The sequence below is a fragment of the Asticcacaulis biprosthecium C19 genome, assembly GCF_000204015.1.
Classification (GTDB): Bacteria; Pseudomonadota; Alphaproteobacteria; order Caulobacterales; family Caulobacteraceae; genus Asticcacaulis; species Asticcacaulis biprosthecius.
This window is the reverse complement of the sequence record NZ_GL883080.1, coordinates 711,156-731,905: the sequence shown is the minus strand read 5'-3', so window position 1 is coordinate 731,905 and position 20,750 is coordinate 711,156. Positions and strand designations below refer to the sequence as shown.

Sequence of the window (20,750 nt, the reverse complement as noted above, 5' to 3'; positions counted from 1 at the left end):
TGGCCTCCTATTCCGCCGCTGCCAGGGTCGGTTTGGCAGGGCGTGCGACGCGGGGCTTTGGTTCGTTGATGGTGCGCCAGATGTTCCAGACCATGATCAGTCCGCCGGTGAGGAACAGCAGGCCGCCAAGGGCGCGGATGATGTAATAGGGATGCATGGCCTGGACGACTTCGACGAAGGAATAGGTCAGGAAGCCCATCTCATCATAGGCGCGCCACATCAGGCCCTGCATGATGCCGGCGACCCACATCGAGGTGATGTAGAGCACGATGCCGACGGTCGATATCCACAGGTGGACGGAGATCAGGCCCTTGGAGAACATGGCCGGTTTCTTCCACAGGTGCGGCACCAGGTAATAGATGGCACCGAACGAGATGTAAGCGACCCAACCCAAGGCTCCGGCATGCACGTGGCCAACGGTCCAGTTGGTGTAGTGCGACAAGGCATTGACCGTCTTGATCGACATCAGCGGACCTTCGAAGGTCGACATGCCATAGAAGGCCAGGGCGATGATCATGAACTGCAGGATGGGATCATCGCGCAGCTTGTGCCAGGCGCCCGACAGGGTCATCACGCCGTTGATCATTCCGCCCCACGACGGCATCCACAGCATGATCGAGAAGGTCATGCCCAGGGTCTGGGCCCAGTCGGGCAGAGATGTGTACAGCAGGTGGTGCGGCCCGGCCCAGATATAGATGAAGATCAGCGACCAGAAGTGGATGATCGACAGGCGGTAGGAATAGACGGGACGATCGGCCTGTTTCGGGACATAATAGTACATCATCCCCAGGAAACCGGCGGTCAGGAAGAAACCCACGGCATTGTGGCCGTACCACCACTGGATCAGTGCCGACTGGACGCCCGCCCACAGCGAGTAGCTCTTTACCCCAACGAACGACACCGGCAGGCTGACATTGTTGCACAGATGCAGGATGGCAACGGTGACGATAAAGCTCAGAAAGAACCAGTTGGCGACATAGATATGCTTTTCCTTACGGCGCGTCAGGGTCATCAGGTAATTCACCAGATAGACCACCCAAACGACGGTCAGCCACAGATCGGCATACCATTCCGGCTCGGCATATTCTTTGCCCTGCGTAACGCCGAACAGGTAGCCCAGCCCAGCCATCAGGATAAAGGCTTGGTAACCCCAGAAGTGGAACCAGGCCATTTTTGTACTGAAAAGCCGCGTCTGACAGGTCCGCTGGACCACATGGTAAGAGGTGGCAAACAGGATGTTGCCGCCGAAGGCGAAAATAACCGCTGAGGTGTGCAGCGGCCGCACCCGGCCAAACGTCAGGTACGGCTCAAGATTGAACGCCGGAAAGGCCATCTGCAACGCCAGAAGGACACCGACGGCAAATCCGGCGATCGCCCAGAACATGGCGGCAATGGTGAAGTATTTGAGGATGGTTTCGTCGTAGCGTGGCGGCGCGGCCGCGACCGGCGCCGGGAAATCTGTTCCGGCTGTGGGCTGGACGGTGGACATGTGAGGGCTCCTGAAGATTCAGCCGAACGCAAGGGTCAGCAAAACCGCGCCGTTGACGCCGAGCGCCGCCAGGGTAAGGGCCTGGCGGGTGCGCGGACGCTGGTTGAGAAAACGAAAGCCGGCCACACCCAGTCCCATCAGGACAGGCATGGTGCCAGCGGCGAAAGCGGCCATGGCCATGGCGCCGCCGATCAGGTCAGCCTTGGCGGCGACGACCATCAGTGCGGCAAAAACCATCGGACACGGCAAAAATCCCAACGCGGCACCGAGGCCGAAGCGCGCCAACGGGCCGCGCGTCGTACGAATGCGACGCATCGCGCCAACGGCGCACTTCGGCTTCCAGACGGGCACTAACGGCAGCGTCACCCCGAGCCGGACCAGGGCGCGTTCGGCAAAGACTGCGAGGAAGGTCAGGCCGACCAGGGTCAGAAGGAAATGGCGGATAACGATGAAAGCCGGCGAAACGCTGACGAGGTGAAAGCCAAACCCAACCGCAGCGCCAAGTGCAGCATAGGTCACAAGCCGTCCCGCATGGTAGGGCAACAGGAGTTGGGCGATGACACCCCGGCCGGTCATGGCTTCCGACTGCCCAAGAACAAAGGTCGAGCACATGGTGGTGCAGTGAGTCAGGCTCCCGGCCAGGCCGGCGAGGAACAGACCCAGGACCAGCGGCACATTTGCCGCCGCGAGGATCGATCCGCAATCATATAACCAACTCAGGAGATTCACTTTAAAGGCCGCCGGCAAATCAGCCACCCGACTCGGCGGCTTCGTATTCGACCTTTCCGTCGCACGGAACGCCGGGTGGGTATTTGATCACGATCAAATTTGCCGTCACGCCGCTATTGTTTCATATTGACTCCGGTCAATGACCTTCGATCGCCTTCGGCTTACACGGCATAACTGTCGTCGAAATCCGGGGCGAAGGCCCCAGTCAGAGGCCACCCATGAACGCCAAACCGCCCACGCCCGTTCTACGGACGGGACTCGATGACGCCGAGGTGACGGCACGCCTCGCTACGCACGGCTTCAACGAACTGCCGAGTAAGGAAAAGCGCGCTTTTCTCAGCATCGTGCTCACCGTCGCCCGTGAGCCGATGATGATGCTTTTGCTTGCGGCGGGACTGCTCTACCTGTTGCTCGGCGATACCGGCGAAGCTCTGATCCTGCTGATATTTGCCGGTCTGTCCATGGCTATCACCGTGACACAAGAGTTCCGCACCGAACATGTCCTGGCGGCCCTGCGTGACCTGACCAGCCCTCGCGCTCTGGTTATTCGTGGTGGTGTCCGCAAGATTATCGCCGGACGCGAAGTTGTGCCGGGAGACCTTATCGTCGTCGAGGAAGGCAGCCGGATACCGGCGGACGCCGATCTCTTCGAAAGTCATGATCTGAAGGTCGATGAATCGCTTCTGACTGGCGAATCCGTGCCGGTCTACAAGACCGTCGGTACTCCCGACATCTATTCCGGCACGCTGGTGGTACGGGGCACCGGCCTGGCCATCGTGACAGCGACTGGCATTTCCAGCCGGATCGGCCGGATCGGCTCGACCTTGAACACTCTCACCGAAGAACCGCCACGTCTTCTGGCAGAGACGCGCCGGCTGGTGCGCCTTTTCGCGACCGGCGCCGGCGCGATCTGTCTGACGATGGTTATCCTGTATGGCTTTCTGCGCAACGACTGGCTGCAAGGAATTCTCGCCGGGATCGCCCTGGCCATGGCCATGCTGCCGGAAGAATTTCCCGTTGTTCTGACGGTTTTCATCGCCATGGGCGCATGGCGCATCTCCCGTGCCCGTGTACTGACGCGGAGGGCCGCGACGATCGAAACTCTTGGAACCGCCACAGTTCTGTGCACGGACAAGACCGGAACCCTGACCGAAAACCGTATGGCCGTCGCCCGCATGCAGGTACCGAGCGGCGAAGGCTGGACTGCGGCCGGCGCCGGTACACCCCCCTCTCAGGAAATGTCCCGCCTCGCGCTGATGGGTTTGATGGCCAGCGATCGCGAGCCCTACGACCCGATGGAGCTGGCTTTTCATACCCTGGGCCACAGTCTGGGGGCCGTGACCGATGACAACACCGTTGAGGACTGGCAACTGCTCCGCGCCTATGGCCTGCGTCCCGATCTGCTGGCCATGACCCAGGTGTGGCAGACCACCAACGGTTCGCTCGTTGCCGCCACCAAGGGGGCGCCGGAAGCCGTCGCCGAATTGTGCCGTCTGGACGCCGCGACGCGGAGACACTTGTTGAACCAGGCCGACGAAATGGCCGCCGAGGGGCTGCGCGTCCTTGCCGTCGCCAGCGCCACCCTGGAGAGCGGCGACCTGCCGCCGTCACACCGTGATCTGCCTCTGGTCTTCATGGGCCTGGTTGGTCTGGCCGATCCGTTGCGCGCGGGCGTTGCGGAGGCCGTCGCCGAAGCCGGGCGGGCGGGGATCCGGGTGATCATGATCACCGGCGACTATCCCGTCACCGCCAGAGCCATAGCGCAACAGGCCGGGTTGAACGGCAATGCCGTCATGACCGGAGACGTCCTGCGCGCGATGGATGACGAGGCGCTGGCAGCGTGCGTAAGGGCCACAAATATTTTTGCACGCATAGCGCCAGAGCAAAAATTGCGCATCGTCGAGGCGCTCAAGCGCCAGGGCGAGGTCGTGGCCATGACCGGCGATGGCGTGAACGACGCTCCCTCTCTGAAAACCGCCCACATCGGGATTGCCATGGGCGGCCGTGGCACCGACGTCGCGCGCGAAGCATCGTCGCTTGTGCTGCTGGACGACGACTTCGGTTCCATCGTTACGGCCATCCGCCTGGGTCGCCGGATCCACGACAATCTGCGCAAGGCCATGTGTTTCATCGTCGCCGTCCATGTCCCCATTGCCGGCCTGGCTCTGCTTCCTCTGATCTTTGGCCTCCCAATTCTTCTGGGCCCTGTCCACATCGCCCTGCTCGAAATGGTGATCGACCCTATCTGTTCCCTGGTCTTCGAGAATGAGCCCGAAGAAAAGGACATCATGCAACGACCGCCGGCCGCCACGGATGCCCCACTCCTGTCCCTGCCCCTCTTGCTGTGGAGCGTCTTTCAAGGCGCCATTCTGTTCGTTCTCGTAGCTTCGCCCGTCCTGATCCTGAAAGACGCCGGCGAAACCGTCATGCGCGGAACGGCTTTTCTTACGCTGGTCCTGGCCGTGGTCAGCCTGACGCTGATCAACCGGTCGTTCAGCGCCTCCATCCTGACCGCGCTGCGGCGGCCGAATCCCATGCTGGCCGCCGTCGTTGTCGCCGTCACGGCTGGCCTGAGCCTGGCCTTCCTGTGGCCCTGGGCGCGCAATGCTCTGAACTTCGGCAAGCTGGGCCTGAGCCATCTGGCGATTGCCGCCGTGCTGGCGGGAGTTGCCCTGGTCGCGTTGGAGGCGACGAAGGTTATCTTGCGCCGCGCCCTGCCCGGAAAATCCCGGCCGGTATAAACTTCCCCAAGGCCGACGGGATTTGATACACCTCAATTCGCGCCGGGCCGCACTGTGCCATGCCTGCCCCATGCCAGATGAGATTTTGATACAGCACCCCTATGCCGGCCTTCTCGACGGCGCCAAAACCCTGCCGCGGCTCAGGGTGGCCATCGTCCATCCCGTTAGCAGCGATGCGATTGAAGCAGCGGCGGACGCAGCTTCGCACGGGTTGATCGAGCCGGTCCTGATTGGCCCCGCGGCCCGCATCCGGGACGCGGCTGGCGCTGTCGACATATCGCGCTGGGAAATCATCGATACCGAGCACAGCCACGCCGCCGCGGAAACGGCCGTCGGGCTGGCGGCAAGCGGACGGGTAGACGCCCTGATGAAGGGCGCCCTGCACAGCGACGAACTGCTGCGGCCCGTGGTAGCCGCAGGTTCAGGCCTGCGCACCGAACGCCGGATCAGTCATGCCTACCTGTTGGATGTACCGACCTATCCCAAACCCCTGATCATCACTGACGCTGCCGTCAACATAACGCCCGACCTGGCGGCAAAGGCCGATATCTGCCGCAATGCCATCGCCCTGTGGCGCAGCCTGTTCGGTGAGGACCGGCCGCCGAAACTGGCGGTACTGGCGGCGGTGGAAACCGTCACGGCAGACATGCCGTCGACGCTGGATGCCGCAGCACTGTGCAAGATGTCCGACCGCGGTCAGATTACCGGCGCCATCATCGACGGGCCGCTGGCCTATGACAATATCATCAGCCGCGAGGCGGCTGCGGACAAGGGCATCGTGTCGGAGGTCGCCGGCGACGCCGACATCGTCCTGGTTCCCAATATCGAAACCGGCAACGCCCTGGCCAAGCAACTGATCTATCTGGGTGGTGCCCAGGCGGCCGGCATTGTGCTGGGCGCCCGGGTGCCCATCATCCTGACCAGCCGCGCCGATTCGCAGGCAACGCGGCTGATGTCATGCGTCTGCGCCGTGTATCTGGCCGCCGCGCGGCGGCAGGGACGGATCAAGTGAGCGATGCCCTGCTCACCCTCAACGCCGGCTCATCCAGCCTGAAATTCCGATTGTTCGGTCTTCAGGACGGTCTGCCGGTCCTGGGCGGTGGCAAGATCACGGGTATCGGTGGAAATCCAGCCCTGCGCCTGGCCGGCGAAACGGATGACCGCCCCCTGAGCCGTGACATGGACATGCCCGATGCCGTGGCCTTCATGCTGGAATGGCTGGAAGGTCATGCCGGCTGCCATATCTCTGCCGCTGCCCATCGCATCGTTCACGGTGGCCCAAACCTTGACCAATGCGTGCAGCTCGATCCATCGACTCTCGATGTCTTGAAAACCCTGATCCCTCTGGCGCCGCTGCACCAGCCGCATAATCTGGCCGCGGTCGATGCCCTGGCCGAATCGCATCCCGGCCTCGCGCAGTTCGGCTGTTTCGACACCGCCTTTCACGCACATCGAGAACGCGTGGCCACCGCGTTCGCTCTTCCGGCCCATATCCGGGACAAAGGGGTCCGCCGCTACGGCTTTCATGGCTTGTCCTACGCCTGGATTGCACGAAGGCTGGCCATTGACCATCCGGAACTCCATGGCGGCCGTGTCGTCGTCGCCCACCTCGGTAACGGCGCCAGCCTGTGCGCCATGGCGAACGGCCGCAGCGTCGACACGACCATGGGCCTGACCGCGCTGGACGGCCTGCCGATGGGCACCCGGTGCGGCGCGCTCGATCCCGGAGCCGTTCTCTACATGCAGCGCGAACTGGGGCTCAGCCTCGATGATGTCGAACGTCTCCTGTATCAGGACTCCGGTTTGAAAGGCCTTTCCGGCATTAGCAACGACGTCAGGGACCTGCTGGAAAGCTCGTCACCCGATGCTATCTTCGCTCTCGACTACTTCGCGCGCAAGACGGCGCAGCAGATCGCCGCCATGGCGGTCAGCCTGGGCGGGCTCGACGGCCTGGTGTTCACCGGCGGCATTGGCGAGAATGCGACACCGGTGCGGGAGCGGATTCTCGCCGCGCTGGCCTGGCTGCCGCCGTTTCGGACCCTGGTCATACCAGCGGACGAGGAGCGCGCAATGGCCCTCGACGTCGCCCCGCAGCTCTCAGGCCGGTCACTTCGCCTTGATCCGGATCAATCATCCTGCGTGTGAAAAAGCGCATAAAGGTCCGATCATCCACCTGCTCCGCAAAGGCTCCACACATGCCCGCCTCCCCCAGCCCTTTGAATGCCATCGCCTTGCCGGCCGCCGACGAAATCAACGAAACGATCGGCCGCGCCAGCGATAGTCTGAACCAGATGTCGGGGGAATGCCTGGCGCTCTACGCCGACGGTCTTGCCGCCACCATGGCCGCCAGCGACGAGACGTCACGGCGGATCGATGACATCCGGAAGTCTTCCACCGAAGCCTGCCTGGCGTCCGTGGGCCGTTTCACCGCCCTTTCACGTGACACTTTGATGTGCAGGACCCTGGCCGACGCTCTCACCCTGCAGCAACGATCCCTGGAAAACCTGACCGACTCCGTTGCCGATGCCAGCCGGATATATTGTGGCCTTTTCGAAGCCTGGTCCCATGCGGTTGATCCGATCGTCGCCCGCGCCGCTCTTGGACCGCAGCGCCTCTTCCGCGCGTTCGCGGACTGACAAACGCTCATTTGTCCGATCTAGTGCGCCAGCAGCAACGGCAGGCTGCCATGCTTGAGGACGTGGTCCGTAACCCCGCCCAGGATCATCTCGCTCAGATGGCCATGCCCATAGGCGCCCATGGCCAGCAGGTCCGCGCCCAGCCGCTGCGCCTCCTCCAGCAGGGCTTGACCGATCGTTCGGGTGCCACGCTCGGCGCGTACGAAGTCGGCAGAGACGCTATGGCTATGCAGGTAGGCGAGAAGATCCTCCTCCGAGACCAGGTCGGCATCCTGGCGCTGCGGGGCGATGCGCAACAGAAAAACCTCGTCGGCGTGCAGCATGTGCGGCACGGCCTCGCGAAGCGCCTGGGCCGATGCGCGGCTGCCGTCCCAGCCGAAGACCACCGTGCGTGCAAAGCCATCGGCGTAACCCGTCACCGCAGAATGTCGCGGAAGCAGGAGCACCGGCTGGTCGGCTCCGAACAGTGCCGTCAGCACACCCGCGAAATTGCCATGAGGCTGATTATCCCAACTCAGGATGACCAGATCCGTTACCAGGGCTTCGCGGGCCAGGGCATCGGCCGCGGTACCCACCACCACCCGGAAGGTGGCGGCCGCCTGGCCCATAACCCCCGGTTCGCCATCGCTGAGCAGAGGCACACCATGGTGCACACATTGGCTGCCTGTGTGGGCGCGGGCGGTGTCCGTGAGCTCGCGCGAGGTGGCTTCGAGCAGATCTATGACCGGGCCGTCAGCGATCGCGCCGGCATACAGGCCGAGCCCGAGGGTTTCGGGCAGGATCGGCGGTTCGGCAAAATGCACAACGCGCAAATGGGATCGGCTGTGCTGTGTCAGGGACAGAGCCTGATTCAGAGCGGGCAGATCGTGGTTGTAGCCGTCAAAGACAAGAAGAAGCGACTTGATGGACATGTGAACCTCCATAGACCGCCGACAGAATGACAGAGGCGCGGGAGATCACCTTGATACGGATCAAGCAATGGCCGGTCCGCCGCCGTATTGTTCGTAGGCCAGCAAGGCGTCGGCGGCATACATCAGCGACGGACCTCCGCCCATATAGATCGCCATGCCTAGGCATTCCTCGACCTCGGCCCGGGAGGCCCCGAGTTTGACCAGGGCTTCGGTGTGAAACCCGATGCAGCCGTCACAGCGGGTCGCAACGCCGATCGCCAAGGCAATCAACTCCTTGGTCTTCTTATCGAGCGCGCCGTCCCTGGTGGCCGCCGTCGCCAGAGCGGAAAACCCCGCCATAGTGTCCGGGATGTCCTTGCGCAGCGACCGGATGCCGGTGGAGATGCGTTTGGTGATATCGGGATAGGACTTGGTCATGATGCACCTATTTGAACGCCGTGCCGGGCTTCACGCCCAGGGCCTTGAAGACGATGGCGGCAGGGCAAAAGCCGGTTATCGCCGCCTGGATCAGGTTGGCGCCGGCGAAGGCCGACAGCAGGTACCACCAGGGGATATCAACCAACCCAGTAGAAGGCCGGTCAGAACGACGAGGCCTGCGAAGGCCATAATTGCGCGGTCAAGGGTCATGCCTTGGTCTCCTCTTTTCAGCTTGTGGGCGCCCATCAGATCGAGCGCCATCCACTCGATCCTGACGTTCGTGTTGGGGGCACCCGGGGGGATGACAGGTTTCATATTTGCCGCCTGCGCACATGCGCCGGTTGACATATTGATATATTTATATTATCGCATATTCTTAATTACGCAAATACATTCTTGCCCCCCGGAGTTCGTCATGTTCAATCTGTCCTCAACGTCCACGCAAAACCTTGATCCGGATCACGTGCGCGACGGCCTCCGCCAGGGCAACTTCCTTCTGGTCGACGTCCGTGAACCGGAAGAATATCAGGCGGAGCGAATTGCCGGCGCCATCAATGCGCCGCTGTCGAGTTTCGACCCGAAATCACTCCCGGTTGACGGCAGTAAGACCGTCGTCCTGCATTGCGCCGGGGGCGTCCGCTCGGGGCGCGCCTTGGACGCCTGTCGCAAGGCCGGTGTCGCCGTAAGCCATCACCTGGCCGGCGGGCTGAGTGCGTGGAAGGCCAGCGGCCTGCCGACCGTTCGATAACCTGGGAGACTTTGTCATGCCGCGCCGTCTGTTACCCGCCCTGCTTCTGACCGCCAGCCTTATGGGGCTGGTCGCCTGCGGGGACAAGCCGGAACCGCCTGTCGCCGAAAAGGCTGCCGGCCACGTGTTCACCGCCGCCCGAACAGAGGTCGATGACCTCAAGCCCATCGCCGGTACCTTGACCAGCTACAAGATGGCCGAAGCCTCGGCGCGATTGTCGGGCACGCTGGTCGACCTGCGTGTGCGTGAGGGCGACGTCGTGCAGAAGGGACAGCTGATTGGCCGGGTCCAGGACAGCAAGATCGCCCCCCAGACCAGCGCCTACAGCGCCCAGGCGGCCGCGGCCGACGCTCAAACCGTCCAGGCCAGGGCGCAGTACAACCGGGTCAAAACCCTTTTCGACAAGGGCATCTATGCTCAAGCGGCACTGGATCAGGCCGAGGCTGGCTATAAATCCGCCGAGGCGTCGGCGCGTGCCGCCCACGCTCAGGTCGCCGCCAGCAATGCCTATGGCAATGAGGGTGCGATCTATGCACCCGATTCCGGTCGCATCCTGCGTGCACCCGTCCCCCAGGGTTCGGTCGTGATGATGGGACAGTCGGTCGCCACGATCACGGCTGGCGAGCCTGTGGTGCGCATTGAGCTGCCGGAAGGTCAGGGTCGTGCCTTGAAACCCGGCGATACGGTCGAACTATCGGTTCCTGGCCGAACCGCCTCCGGCACCATCACCCAGGTTTACCCGTCGGTTAGCCTTGGCCAGATAACGGCCGATGTCACCCCTTCGGGCTTGCAGGACCTGCCCATCGGCGCCAGGGTCACGGCCTATATTCGGCTGGGCCGGCGACCGGCTGTTGTGCTGCCGCGTAGCTATGTTCAGACCCGCTATGGCCTGGACTATGTCCGCCTGGTCCAGCCGGATGGACATGTGGTTGAAACGACGGTGGAAACGACGGACTATGACGCCACCCAGATTGAAATTATCGGCGGGCTGAACAGCGGTGACCGCCTCGCTGCCTATGGAGGCCAGTGATGAGCGGACACCGTTTGGGTATTTCGGGCAATTTGACCAAAGCCGCCCTCAACTCCCCTCTGACGCCCCTGTTTCTGTTGGTCGCCATTCTGGTCGGGCTTCTGGCCGTCATGTCGATCCCACGTGAGGAAGAGCCGCAAATCAGTGTCCCCATGGTCGATATCATGGTCGCCGCGCCAGGGCTGGCGGCACCGGACGCTACCGAACGGGTGGTCAAGCCGCTGGAGGCCATCATCAAGAGCGTCGCCGGCGTTGAGCACATCTACAGCTTTGTCGATGACGACAGCGTTCTGGTCACCGCTCGCTTCGACGTCGGCACCGACCCCGACAATGCCGCCGTTCGTATCCACGAAAAGCTGCGCGCCAATTACGACCGCCTGCCGTCGGGCACGGCCGAACCGCGGGTCCAGGTGCGTGGCATCAACGACGTTCCGGCCCTTGTGCTGACCCTGTCCCCCCACCCCGGCACGGGCGACCGCATGACCGATCAGGCGCTTTACGACCTGGCGGTGCGGTTGCGGACCGAAGTGATGAAGGTGGACGATGTCGGCCTGACCTTCGTGACCGGCGGCCGCCCGCGTGAAATCCGTATTGAACCGGACGCCGCGCTGATGCGCGCCCGCGGTGTTGCGCTGGACACCCTGATGTCGACGGTCAAGGCGGCCGGCAGCGCCTATCCTGCAGGGCGCCTGCGCAGCGACAACCGCGCGGTCGCCGTGACCGCCGGCCAGACCTTGCCTTCCGCCGAGGCGGTCGGGCTGATCACCGTGCCATCGATCACGGGCGAGAACGTCCTGGTGCGCGATGTCGCCCGGGTCGTCGAAGCGGCGCGTGAAGACCAGGTCCACGTCTTCCGCTACAGCCAAGTGAAACACGGCGAATGGACCCAGGCGCCGGCAGTCTCCCTGGCCGTCGCCAAGCGTCAGGGCGCCAACGCCGTCGTGGTCTCGGGCGCCGTTCTGAAGCGCGTCGAAGCGCTCAAGGGACCGTTGATCCCGGCCAGTGTCGACATCGCCGTCACCCGCGACTACGGCGAGAGTGCCAACGAAAAGGCCAATGAACTTCTCTTTCACCTGGGCCTCGCCACTGTCTCCATCGTCGTGCTGATCGGGTTCACCATTGGCTGGCGCGAGGCGGGTGTGACCGCGATCGTGATTCCGACGACCATCCTGCTGACTCTGTTCGCGTCGAATCTGATGGGATACACCATCAACCGGGTCAGCCTGTTCGCCCTGATCTTCTCGATCGGCATACTGGTCGATGACGCCATCGTCATGATCGAGAACATCTCGCGCCATTGGGGCATGAACGACGGCCGCAGCCGGGCCGAGGCCACGGTTGATGCCGTGTCCGAAGTCGGAAATCCCACCATTATCGCCACGCTGACCGTGGTGGCGGCCCTGCTGCCGATGCTGTTCGTCTCAGGGCTGATGGGGCCCTACATGGCGCCCATCCCTGTCAACGCCTCTGCCGCCATGATCTTCTCCTTCTTCGTCGCCGTCATCCTGGCGCCGTGGCTGATGATCCGGTTTGCGCGCCAAATCCTTCCTGCGGGCCAAACCCTTCCTGCAGGAACGTCATTGCCGACGCACGGCCACGACCACGAAGGCCTGATCGGGCGCCTGTACCGCCGGGTGGCCGGGGCGGTCATCAAGGACCGGCGATCGGCCGGCCGTTTTCTCGCCGGCGTCGGGGTCGCCACGCTGCTGGCCTGCGCCCTGTTTGCCACCAAGACGGTAACGGTGAAACTTCTGCCCTTCGACAACAAGTCGGAGCTTCAGGTCATTGCCGACCTGCCCGAGGGCACGACTCTGGAAACCACTCAGCGTGTGCTGAACCAGGCGGCGCGCATCACCACCGCCTTATCAGAAGTCGAAGCCATCGACACCTATGCCGGGACCGCGGCGCCATTCAACTTCAACGGTCTGGTACGCCACTACTATTTCCGAAATGGCCCCGAACAGGGTGACCTGAGTGTCCAACTCCAGGCCAAACACCATCGCCATCGCGGCAGCCACGCCATCGCCCTGGACCTGCGTGAGCGCCTGAAGGCCGTGCCACTGCCGGCCGGCGGCGTGCTCAAGGTGGTCGAGGCGCCACCGGGGCCGCCGGTCATGGCGACCTTGCTGGCGGAGGTCTACGGTCCCGATGCCACCACCCGTCGTCAGGTGGCCGAAAAACTGAAAGGCATCTTCAAGTCGATTCCTTATGTGGTTGATGTCGATGATTCCTACGGCGTTGCGGCACCGCGCACCCGCGTCGTCACCGACCGCACCCAACTGGAAGCGCTGAACGTGAGCGATGGCCAGGTCTATGCCAGCTTGAATGCGCTGCTGAACGGTCAGGTACTGGCCCAGGTAAGCCGTGGCGAAGGCCGCGATCCGCTGGACATCGCCGTACGCCTGCCGCAGTCCCAGCGCACACCCGGCCACAGCCTGCTGGCCATGCCGGTCGCTGTTGCCCGGACAGGAGAAGGTATTCGACTGGTCGCCTTGGACGAGGTCACCACCCTGCGTCAGGAAGCCACATCGACGCACGGTTTCCGCCGCAACGGCCGCGATACCGACATGATCATGGCGGAGTTGGCTGGAAAGTATGAGGCGCCAGTCTATGCCATTTTCGACATCAATGCGGCGATCAAAAAAGCCGACTGGGGCGGCCTGCCCACGCCTGTGGTCCGGCTGAACGGCCAGCCGGACGACGAAACCCGCCCGACCATCTTGTGGGACGGTGAATGGGAAATCACCTGGGTCACCTTCCGCGACATGGGGGCGGCCTTCGGCGTGGCCCTGCTGGCCATCTATGCCCTGGTGGTGGCTCAGTTCAAATCCTTCAAGCTGCCACTGGTCATCCTGACGCCCGTACCTCTGACGCTGATCGGGATCGTCATCGGCCATATGCTGTTCCAGGCGCCGTTTACGGCGACCTCGATGATCGGTTTCATCGCGCTCGCGGGGATCATCGTGCGCAACTCGATCCTGCTGGTCGACTTCATCCGGCACTACAAACAGCCGGACGGAAGCTACGGCCGGCCGTTGCGCGAGGTGTTGCTCGAAGCCGGAGCTACGCGCTTCAAACCCATCCTGCTGACGGCGCTGGCGGCGATGATCGGAGCGGCGGTGATCCTGACCGACCCGATCTTTCAGGGCCTGGCCATATCGCTGCTGTTTGGGCTTTTGTCCTCGACCCTGTTGACGGTCCTGGTCATACCCGCCATCTACATCGTCATGAAGGAACGGGCCACGGAACTACACCATGAAAGCTGAAGCCGACATCGACAGCCTGACGCCGAACATCCGCAAGGCCACGCGTCTGCTGAAACTGATGGCCAGCGAGCATCGGCTGTCAATTCTGTGCCGGTTGTTCGACGGCGAGGCCAGTGTTTCGGACCTGGCCGACTATGTCGGTCAGTCGGTATCGACGACATCGCAACATCTGGCCAAGATGCGGGCCGAAGAACTGGTCGAAACGCGGCGCGATGGCCAGACCATCTATTACTCGATTGCCGATCAGGGCGCCCGGCGCGTCGTCGATGTGCTGTGCGAGCTGTATGGCGGGTGAGCCCGGGCATTGACCGCGATCAAGGCGCCGAAGACGGTCTCGACCTAAGCTCCAATCCTTAAATCGCATAAGGATGAGCCACCATGAACAGAGTCGCACACAAGGTTGCCATCGTTACCGGCGGCGCCATGGGCCTGGGTGAATCGGCCTGCCGTCTCCTGGCGCGCGAAGGCGCCAGGGTCGCGGTCACGGACATAGACTCAAAAGGCGAAGCGGTCGCTGCCGCCATTCGCGCTGAAGGCGGCGAGGCCCGCTTCTGGCATCTGGATACGGCCAAAGAAACGCAAGTGGCCGACGTCTTCGCTTCGATTGCAGCGACGTGGGGCAGGATCGACGTCCTGGTCAACAATGCCGGGATCGCCGGCACGGCCAAACCGACGGACCAGGTCAGCGAAGCTGAATGGGACGCCGTCATGGCGGTCAACGTCAAGGGCGTCTTCTTCTGCACCAAGCACGTCATCGCCTATATGCGTCAGGCCGGCGGCGGCTCGATCATCAACCTATCCTCCATCTATGGATTGATCGGCGCGCCGGACAATCCGCCTTATCACGCTTCGAAAGGCGCCGTCCGGCTGATGACCAAGACCGACGCCATGCTGTTTGCTCCCGACCGCATCCGTGTGAATTCCATTCATCCAGGCTATATCTGGACTCCGATGGTGGCCGGTGTTGCCGAACAGAGCCAAACGGATTCGGAGGCATTCAAATTGACGGTCGGCAGTTTGCACCCACTCGGCCATATGGGCGAGGCCGACGATATCGGTTGGGGCGTCGTCTATCTCGCCTCCGACGAATCCAAATTCATCACCGGCTCAGAACTTGTGATCGACGGCGGTTATACCGCGCGCTGAGCTTGCGAAAACCCGCTTTCGCCCCCGGCTAAACAGCGCGGAAAGGCTTCAGGGGTGCCAGAACAGGAATGGCGCCCCCGCCAGCCCCGCGGCCAGGCTCAGGAGCAAGGGCGTGGCGGCGCGCCAGCCATTGCGCCCTCCGGCCGTGACGATAGCCACCCCCGTCTTGACCAGGGTGTTGAGCATGACGGGTGCCGCCAGGATCAAGCCTGCCGTCGTGCCGGGCAAGGCATTGTCCGGCAAACTACCCATGGTGATAATCGCCGAGTCGACATCGACCATGCCCGATATTGCCAGAGCGATGGCCAAACCGGCTTCGCCGATCTCAGCCAACAGCCAGCGGGCCGCCAGCGACAGGACGGCAACCAGGGCGGCAAGGAACAGGGCCGGCCACAGATCGAAGGGATTACGCACCCCCAGGCCTGAAGAGACGGTGCCAGGCGCCGCCCGCGACCGCCAGATCAGCCAGACGGCGCATACCACGCCCGTCATCGCAGCCGGCGCCACCAGCAGGCCCAGGCTCGGCAAGGCGAACGGCGCCAGCAGCGCTGTCAAAATCAGGACACGCAAAAACATGACGGCAGAGGCAATGGCGATACCTGCAACCAGAACAGCTTCCTGGCCCTCCCCATGACGGATACGGCTCGACAGGGCGACCGTCACGGCGGTCGAAGACACCACCGCTCCGGCGGCTGCAGTTGCCAGGATCCCACGCGACGGTCCCAATAGCTTCCCCGCCATATAGCCGGCGAAGGACAGGCCCGATACCAGAACGACGACCATCCAAATATGCCGCGGATTCCAGGCGCCAAACGGCCCGAAGTCGGCATCGGGCAGCAGCGGAAGAACGGCAAGGCTGATGACCGCGAAGCGCGCAATCGCCTGCACCTCTGACTCGTTCAGCCCACTCAGCCAGCCATGGAGTTGCCGCCGCGACGAGAGCAGTACCGTCATCAGGGCGGCCGAGATCGCAGCCAGCGTCATCTCGCCAAGGCCGGCGCACAGACCGACCGCCAGGGTCACCAGACCGGCAATCGTCGATGTAGCGCTAAAATTCCCGCTGGCCCTGGCATGGCGGGCATATCCGGTCACCAGGGCCGCAGCGGTCGCTATCACAATAATTCCGCTCAGTACCTGCGATCCGTCGGCCAGCCTTCCGGCTATGCCACCGGCGAACCCCAGCAGGCCAAAGGTCCGGATGCCGGCCACGCGTGAACCGTCAGGGTCGTCACGCCGCGACCAGCCACGCTCGATGCCGATCAGCAGACCCAGGCCGAGGGCCAGGACCACACCTTCAAAAGACTCCAGGGGCGCGCCAAGGGAGACGGTCATCTTGCGTGCGCCTCAACGGGGGTGAGATGCAGAACGGCCAGCGGGGCCGCCCGTACCAGATTCCGCGTACAAGGATTCAGGCGCCTGCACCGTTCGGACGCGTCAGATTTGCTACGAAAGTCTACGGGGTAACAGGTCACAGGCGCCACCTTGCCTCCGTCTACGGCGGCGGACCTTGATCCAGCGCAAATTCGGCGATCATAAGATGTCGCGGGTACCGATGGTCGGAATAGGCGGACGGGACCGAACGGGCATGGTCTGAATGGGCGCGCTTCCATTTGTCTCGACGGTGCCCTCCCCTGCCAAACCCCTTGCAGCCAAGGACTTCGCGCCCTATTGCTATACCGCACCCGCTTGTGTCTAAGATGAGTCAGGCAGTTGCTTGCGTGCATGATCGTCGTCGAAATTAATGAGTTCCACACCCATGGCCAGTTCGTCCCAGATCCCTGACGATACCGCAACAAAGGCGCCCGTCTACAGCGCGCCGGCGCTTGAAAAAGGCTTCACAATCCTGGAACTACTTTCCGAGTTTCCGCGCGGCCTGACGATTACGGAGATGGCCGGAAAACTTGGCTTTTCGGTCAGCGAGATTTTTCGCGTGATCATGGTGATGGAGCGACTAGCCTGGTTGCGGCGCCATCCGGGAGACCGTTTTCGCGTGACGCTCCGTCTGCTGGAGATGGGTTTTAAGGCGACACCGGTCGACGATCTGGTCGAAACTGCGGCCCCCTTCATGCGCGACCTCGCCAACCGTATCGAACAGTCGTGTCACCTGGTTGTCCGAAACGCAGAACGTGGCATGATCGTCCATAGGCAACAGACTCCGGGCCCCACCGTTTTCGCCGTCCGCGTCGGTGCCGAGATTGTCCTTGAGACAAGCTGTTCCGGCCATGTCTTGCTGGCGTTCGACGCCGTGAACGACGGCCGTGCCGTGCCCCCGCTCAGCCTGGATTCCGCGCTCGAGACGACGTTGCGCAAAGTCAGGGCGCGAGGCTACGAGATGATGAAAAGTGCGCGCACAGTGGGCGTGACCGACATCAGCTATCCGATCTTCGGTGGCAACGGTGTCGCCGTGGCGGCCTTGACGGTGCCGTTTCTCCAGTTGATCGACGGTACACAAAAAGTGGAGCGCGATGATGCCCGCGTCGTGCTGCAGGAAACCTGCCGCCAGATCTCGGAAGAACTGGGCGCGATCCGCTCGTAAACCGCCTCTCAACCCAAGTGCGTCACACGTTTTGGGATGCGCTTTTAATACAGCCCCCGGCGCTGCGGCAATGCTGGTCGATAAAGGCCTGATGGCCGGGCATCGTCGCAAGCGACCGCGTGACGTCGTCCTCAAAATGAGTCATGCGGCGCACGAGTTCCTCCTCCGAGATCATGTCGGCGATCGGGTGGTAACGCTTCGGCTCGATATTCTGACCCTGCATGACGGCCAGCCAACTGACCTCGTTGAACAGTTCGTTGTCGTGTCGGTATTGCCGTGCATTCTCCCGGTATATGGCCAAACGGTCTGCAAGCGTCTGGGGTATCTCCATCGTCCGGCAATAGTTCCAGAACGGACTATCGTCGCGCGCAGTCGCATTATAGTGCAGAATGATAAAGTCGCGGACCTGTTCATATTCCAGCCGAGTTCGACGGTTGTAATAATCGATGTCCGGCTGGTTGAAGGTCTTGTCTGGAAAATTGGTCATCAGGCGGGCGATGGCCGTCTGGATCAGGTGGATCGACGTCGATTCCAGCGGCTCCAGGAAACCCGACGCCAGCCCCAAGGATACGACATTTTTCGTCCAGGGGCTCTTTCGTATGCCGGCGGTAAACCTCAGAAAGTTCGGCTCCGTGAGGGGGGCGCCATCCAGATCCGCATTGAGGCTGTCCAGCGCGGCATCGTCGGAAATGTGGGCACTGGAATAGACATGGCCGTTACCCGTTCGCGACTGGAGCGGGATGCGCCATTGCCAGCCCGATGCCTTGGCCGTGGCACGCGTATAGGGGATCGGATCAGCGACCTTCTCACATGCCCGTGCAACGGCACGGTCACACGGCAGATAGTGGCTCCAGTCATCATAGCCTGCCTTGAGAGTCTGCTCGATCAGCAGCCCGCGAAATCCGGAGCAATCGATGAACAGGTCACCTTCGATGACCTCGCCCGTTTCCAGGACGACGTTTTGGACGTGCCCGGAGTGCGGATCCTGGACCACATTTGTGATACGGCCTTCTGTCCGGGTCACGCCTCGGGCCTCAGCGTGCTCGCGCATCAAACGCGCGTAAAGGCTGGCATCGAAATGGAAGGCATAGGCAATAAGGCTGAGCGCGGTATTGACCTTGGACGGGTCCGGGCGCTGAAACTTGGCGGCCCGTGCGGCCTGTATCATCAGGCTGTACCGCTCCAGCGGTGGCGCCTTGCCCATGGCCGCATAACGCAGCCAGAAATGGTGGAAGTGGATGCCGTCCATTGGGGCGCCGTAAGGGCCAAACGGGTGGATATAGCTCTGCCCAAGCCGTCCCCAGTTGACGAATTCGATCCCCGTCTTGAAGGTTGCATTGGTTTTTCTGACGAACTCGTTCTCGTCGATTCCCAAAAGTCGGTTGAAGTAGAGGATATGCGGGATGGTCGCTTCGCCGACACCGACCGTGCCGATGGCTTCGGATTCGACAACCCGGAAGGCGACCTGGTTGGCCGGCAGCAGTTTCGACATACCGGCGGCCGCCATCCATCCGGCGGTTCCCCCGCCGACAATAACAACTTTGCGAATTCTCAGATCTTGCATGATGTGGCTTTGCGGTTGGCGCTAAAAATTTAGGCCCTTACAGCGGGGCAGTAGCTTTGCAGAAAGGCGGCGTGGGTGGGCATGCGGCCAGCTTCGGCGTGCATGGCCTGACGCATGGAGTCAAGGCTGTCCCTCACGGCATCAGACGGCAGCATGGCGATCACAGGGTCGAAGCTTCGCGGCATGATGCCCTGGCCGAGGAACACGGCAATCCAGCTCGGGCGTCCGAACAGCTCCTCCCTGTAGGCGTAGGTCCGACCCGCCGTCCGGAACAATTCGATCTTGTGATTGAGGCTATCGGGAATGCTCATGTTGCGGCAGTAGTTCCAGAACGGCGTATCGTCGCGTTCGGTCGCACTGTAATGCAGAATAATAAAGTCGCGCACCTGCTCGAATTCGGTCTGCATGTGCTGGTTATATTCCTTGCGCACCACCTCGGGCAGCGAAGCGTCGGGAAACAGCGCGATAAAGCGGCTGATGCCTTCCTGAATCAGGTAGATCGAGGTCGATTCCAGTGGCTCAAGAAAACCGGCCGACAGGCCGATGGCGACGCAATTTTTCTTCCAGAAGGCGTGGCGGTGGCCGGCCTTGAAGCGAATTTGACGAGGTGATGCCATGGCCTCGCCGTCAAGATTGGCGAGCAGGATCGCGGTGGCTTCGTCGTCCTCCATGAAGGCGCTGCTGTAGATATGACCGTTGCCGGTACGGGTCTGGGTCGGGATCCGCCATTGCCAGCCCGCGGTCCGGGCCGTCGAGCGCGTATAGGGCAAGAGCGGACCGGCATGGGCGCAAGGCACCGCCTGCGCCGTGTCGCAGGGCAGCCAGTGACTCCAGTCATTATACCCAACACCCAGGGTCTTCCCGATCAGAAGCGCGCTGAACCCCGTGCAGTCGAAGAACAGTTCCCCGTTGATCGTCTCGCCCGTGTCGAGCCTCAGCGCGGTGATGTCTCCCGATTCCGGCGCTTGCAGAACCTCCTCGACCTTGCCTTCGACACGGCGCACGCCCCTCGCCTCCGCATAGGTGCGCAGGAAACGGGCATACAGGGTGGCATCGAAATGATAGGCATAGCGAATATGACCGCGCGGAGAATTTGTCGTTCCCGGCAGGTCAAACCGGTTTTGGCGGGAAGCAACAGCGGACATGCTGTAGGCGTCGATCGGATGCGTATTGCCGTCGGCACGGCTGCGCAGCCAGTACTGATGGAACTCGTAACCATTCATGTCGACGCCATGGCCGCCGAACGGATGTATATAGGCATCGCCCTTGCGCCCCCAGTCGACGAACTCGATGCCCAGCTTGAAGGTGGCGTGGGTCGCCTTCATGAACTCGTCTTCGCGAATGCCGAGGTGACGGTTGAAATTGATGATCTCAGGGATGGTCGCTTCGCCGACACCGATCGTGCCGATCTGGTCAGACTCGACCAGGGTGATCGAAACGAATTTCGGATCGAGTTGGCTGGATAGTGCCGCCGCCGTCATCCAGCCCGCGGATCCGCCGCCCAGAATGACGATCTTCTTTATATACGAGGTCATGC

General features: G+C 62.4%; 18 protein-coding genes. 10 read left to right on the top strand and 8 right to left on the bottom strand.

The genetic code is table 11. The features are described 5' to 3' along the window. Positions 1 to 7: 7 nt before the first annotated feature. On the bottom strand, positions 8 to 1,489 hold the full coding sequence (gene ccoN, locus ABI_RS21740) for a cytochrome-c oxidase, cbb3-type subunit I (RefSeq protein ID WP_006275231.1): 1,482 nt from the start codon (positions 1,487 to 1,489) through the stop codon (positions 8 to 10). Positions 1,490 to 1,507: 18 nt separating this feature from the next. Then, a complete protein-coding gene (locus tag ABI_RS21735; RefSeq protein WP_157139048.1) occupies positions 1,508 to 2,164 on the bottom strand; it encodes a sulfite exporter TauE/SafE family protein in 657 nt (218 codons plus the stop codon). Positions 2,165 to 2,436: 272 nt separating this feature from the next. Between ABI_RS21735 and ABI_RS21730 the strand changes: the two genes are divergently transcribed. From ABI_RS21730 to ABI_RS21715, 4 genes are all read left to right on the top strand, one after another. Continuing rightward, positions 2,437 to 4,959, top strand: a complete 2,523-nt coding sequence (locus ABI_RS21730) for a cation-translocating P-type ATPase (RefSeq protein WP_040309836.1) — start codon at positions 2,437 to 2,439, stop codon at positions 4,957 to 4,959. A gap of 70 nt (positions 4,960 to 5,029) precedes the next feature. Next, on the top strand, positions 5,030 to 5,971 hold the full coding sequence (locus ABI_RS21725) for a bifunctional enoyl-CoA hydratase/phosphate acetyltransferase (protein WP_006275228.1): 942 nt from the start codon (positions 5,030 to 5,032) through the stop codon (positions 5,969 to 5,971). Continuing rightward, positions 5,968 to 7,104 carry an acetate/propionate family kinase gene (locus ABI_RS21720; RefSeq protein ID WP_006275227.1) on the top strand — a complete coding sequence of 379 codons (1,137 nt, stop codon included), beginning with the start codon at positions 5,968 to 5,970 and terminating at the stop codon, positions 7,102 to 7,104. The genes ABI_RS21725 and ABI_RS21720 overlap by 4 nt, the downstream gene beginning before the upstream one ends. A gap of 50 nt (positions 7,105 to 7,154) precedes the next feature. Further along, complete coding sequence (locus ABI_RS21715) at positions 7,155 to 7,595, top strand: hypothetical protein (protein ID WP_040309835.1); 441 nt, start codon at positions 7,155 to 7,157, stop codon at positions 7,593 to 7,595. 20 nt (positions 7,596 to 7,615) lie between these two features. Here ABI_RS21715 and ABI_RS21710 read toward each other — a convergent pair whose 3' ends face one another. Genes ABI_RS21710 through ABI_RS21700 form a run of 3 tightly spaced genes read right to left on the bottom strand, consistent with a single transcriptional unit; the run spans position 7,616 to position 9,068 of the window. Continuing rightward, positions 7,616 to 8,506 carry a universal stress protein gene (locus ABI_RS21710; protein ID WP_006275225.1) on the bottom strand — a complete coding sequence of 297 codons (891 nt, stop codon included), beginning with the start codon at positions 8,504 to 8,506 and terminating at the stop codon, positions 7,616 to 7,618. Positions 8,507 to 8,566: 60 nt separating this feature from the next. Next, positions 8,567 to 8,923 carry a carboxymuconolactone decarboxylase family protein gene (locus ABI_RS21705; RefSeq protein ID WP_006275224.1) on the bottom strand — a complete coding sequence of 119 codons (357 nt, stop codon included), beginning with the start codon at positions 8,921 to 8,923 and terminating at the stop codon, positions 8,567 to 8,569. Positions 8,924 to 8,930: 7 nt separating this feature from the next. Further along, complete coding sequence (locus ABI_RS21700) at positions 8,931 to 9,068, bottom strand: YgaP family membrane protein (protein WP_006275223.1); 138 nt, start codon at positions 9,066 to 9,068, stop codon at positions 8,931 to 8,933. A 270-nt stretch (positions 9,069 to 9,338) separates the two neighbouring features. Between ABI_RS21700 and ABI_RS21695 the strand changes: the two genes are divergently transcribed. The 5 genes from ABI_RS21695 (at position 9,339) to ABI_RS21675 (ending at position 15,113) form a co-directional block, all read left to right on the top strand. After that, positions 9,339 to 9,671, top strand: a complete 333-nt coding sequence (locus ABI_RS21695) for a rhodanese-like domain-containing protein (RefSeq protein WP_006275222.1) — start codon at positions 9,339 to 9,341, stop codon at positions 9,669 to 9,671. Positions 9,672 to 9,687: 16 nt separating this feature from the next. Continuing rightward, positions 9,688 to 10,701 (top strand): efflux RND transporter periplasmic adaptor subunit, encoded by a 1,014-nt coding sequence (locus tag ABI_RS21690; RefSeq protein ID WP_006275221.1) that lies wholly within the window; start codon positions 9,688 to 9,690, stop codon positions 10,699 to 10,701. Further along, entirely contained in the window at positions 10,701 to 13,967 is a 3,267-nt protein-coding gene (locus tag ABI_RS21685; RefSeq protein ID WP_040309834.1) for an efflux RND transporter permease subunit, read from the top strand. The genes ABI_RS21690 and ABI_RS21685 overlap by 1 nt, the downstream gene beginning before the upstream one ends. Next, positions 13,957 to 14,262 carry an ArsR/SmtB family transcription factor gene (locus ABI_RS21680; protein ID WP_006275219.1) on the top strand — a complete coding sequence of 102 codons (306 nt, stop codon included), beginning with the start codon at positions 13,957 to 13,959 and terminating at the stop codon, positions 14,260 to 14,262. The genes ABI_RS21685 and ABI_RS21680 overlap by 11 nt, the downstream gene beginning before the upstream one ends. Positions 14,263 to 14,345: 83 nt before the next feature. Next, positions 14,346 to 15,113: an SDR family NAD(P)-dependent oxidoreductase gene (locus tag ABI_RS21675; protein WP_006275218.1), complete on the top strand. Its 768-nt coding sequence runs from the start codon at positions 14,346 to 14,348 to the stop codon at positions 15,111 to 15,113. A gap of 48 nt (positions 15,114 to 15,161) precedes the next feature. Here ABI_RS21675 and ABI_RS21670 read toward each other — a convergent pair whose 3' ends face one another. Beyond that, positions 15,162 to 16,445 carry an MgtC/SapB family protein gene (locus ABI_RS21670; RefSeq protein ID WP_006275217.1) on the bottom strand — a complete coding sequence of 428 codons (1,284 nt, stop codon included), beginning with the start codon at positions 16,443 to 16,445 and terminating at the stop codon, positions 15,162 to 15,164. A gap of 424 nt (positions 16,446 to 16,869) precedes the next feature. Between ABI_RS21670 and ABI_RS21665 the strand changes: the two genes are divergently transcribed. Next, positions 16,870 to 17,649, top strand: a complete 780-nt coding sequence (locus ABI_RS21665; RefSeq protein ID WP_006275216.1) for an IclR family transcriptional regulator — start codon at positions 16,870 to 16,872, stop codon at positions 17,647 to 17,649. Between the two features lie 22 nt (positions 17,650 to 17,671). On the opposite strand, the gene ABI_RS21660 is transcribed toward ABI_RS21665, so the two are convergent. Both ABI_RS21660 and ABI_RS21655 read right to left on the bottom strand, forming a co-directional pair. Next, entirely contained in the window at positions 17,672 to 19,213 is a 1,542-nt protein-coding gene (locus ABI_RS21660; protein ID WP_006275215.1) for a tryptophan halogenase family protein, read from the bottom strand. Between the two features lie 29 nt (positions 19,214 to 19,242). Beyond that, complete coding sequence (locus ABI_RS21655) at positions 19,243 to 20,748, bottom strand: tryptophan halogenase family protein (RefSeq protein WP_006275214.1); 1,506 nt, start codon at positions 20,746 to 20,748, stop codon at positions 19,243 to 19,245. Positions 20,749 to 20,750: the final 2 nt, after the last annotated feature.

Bases quoted from the DNA above. Each gene is read 5' to 3' on its own strand.
- ccoN (WP_006275231.1), bottom strand. From the start codon at position 1,489: ATGTCCACCGTCCAGCCCACAGCCGGAACAGATTTCCCGGCGCCGGTC.
- ABI_RS21730 (WP_040309836.1), top strand. From the start codon at position 2,437: ATGAACGCCAAACCGCCCACGCCCGTTCTACGGACGGGACTCGATGAC.
- ABI_RS21725 (WP_006275228.1), top strand. From the start codon at position 5,030: ATGCCAGATGAGATTTTGATACAGCACCCCTATGCCGGCCTTCTCGAC.
- ABI_RS21715 (WP_040309835.1), top strand. From the start codon at position 7,155: ATGCCCGCCTCCCCCAGCCCTTTGAATGCCATCGCCTTGCCGGCCGCC.
- ABI_RS21710 (WP_006275225.1), bottom strand. From the start codon at position 8,506: ATGTCCATCAAGTCGCTTCTTCTTGTCTTTGACGGCTACAACCACGAT.
- ABI_RS21705 (WP_006275224.1), bottom strand. From the start codon at position 8,923: ATGACCAAGTCCTATCCCGATATCACCAAACGCATCTCCACCGGCATC.
- ABI_RS21695 (WP_006275222.1), top strand. From the start codon at position 9,339: ATGTTCAATCTGTCCTCAACGTCCACGCAAAACCTTGATCCGGATCAC.
- ABI_RS21690 (WP_006275221.1), top strand. From the start codon at position 9,688: ATGCCGCGCCGTCTGTTACCCGCCCTGCTTCTGACCGCCAGCCTTATG.
- ABI_RS21685 (WP_040309834.1), top strand. From the start codon at position 10,701: ATGAGCGGACACCGTTTGGGTATTTCGGGCAATTTGACCAAAGCCGCC.
- ABI_RS21680 (WP_006275219.1), top strand. From the start codon at position 13,957: ATGAAAGCTGAAGCCGACATCGACAGCCTGACGCCGAACATCCGCAAG.
- ABI_RS21675 (WP_006275218.1), top strand. From the start codon at position 14,346: ATGAACAGAGTCGCACACAAGGTTGCCATCGTTACCGGCGGCGCCATG.
- ABI_RS21670 (WP_006275217.1), bottom strand. From the start codon at position 16,445: ATGACCGTCTCCCTTGGCGCGCCCCTGGAGTCTTTTGAAGGTGTGGTC.
- ABI_RS21665 (WP_006275216.1), top strand. From the start codon at position 16,870: ATGGCCAGTTCGTCCCAGATCCCTGACGATACCGCAACAAAGGCGCCC.
- ABI_RS21660 (WP_006275215.1), bottom strand. From the start codon at position 19,213: ATGCAAGATCTGAGAATTCGCAAAGTTGTTATTGTCGGCGGGGGAACC.
- ABI_RS21655 (WP_006275214.1), bottom strand. From the start codon at position 20,748: ATGACCTCGTATATAAAGAAGATCGTCATTCTGGGCGGCGGATCCGCG.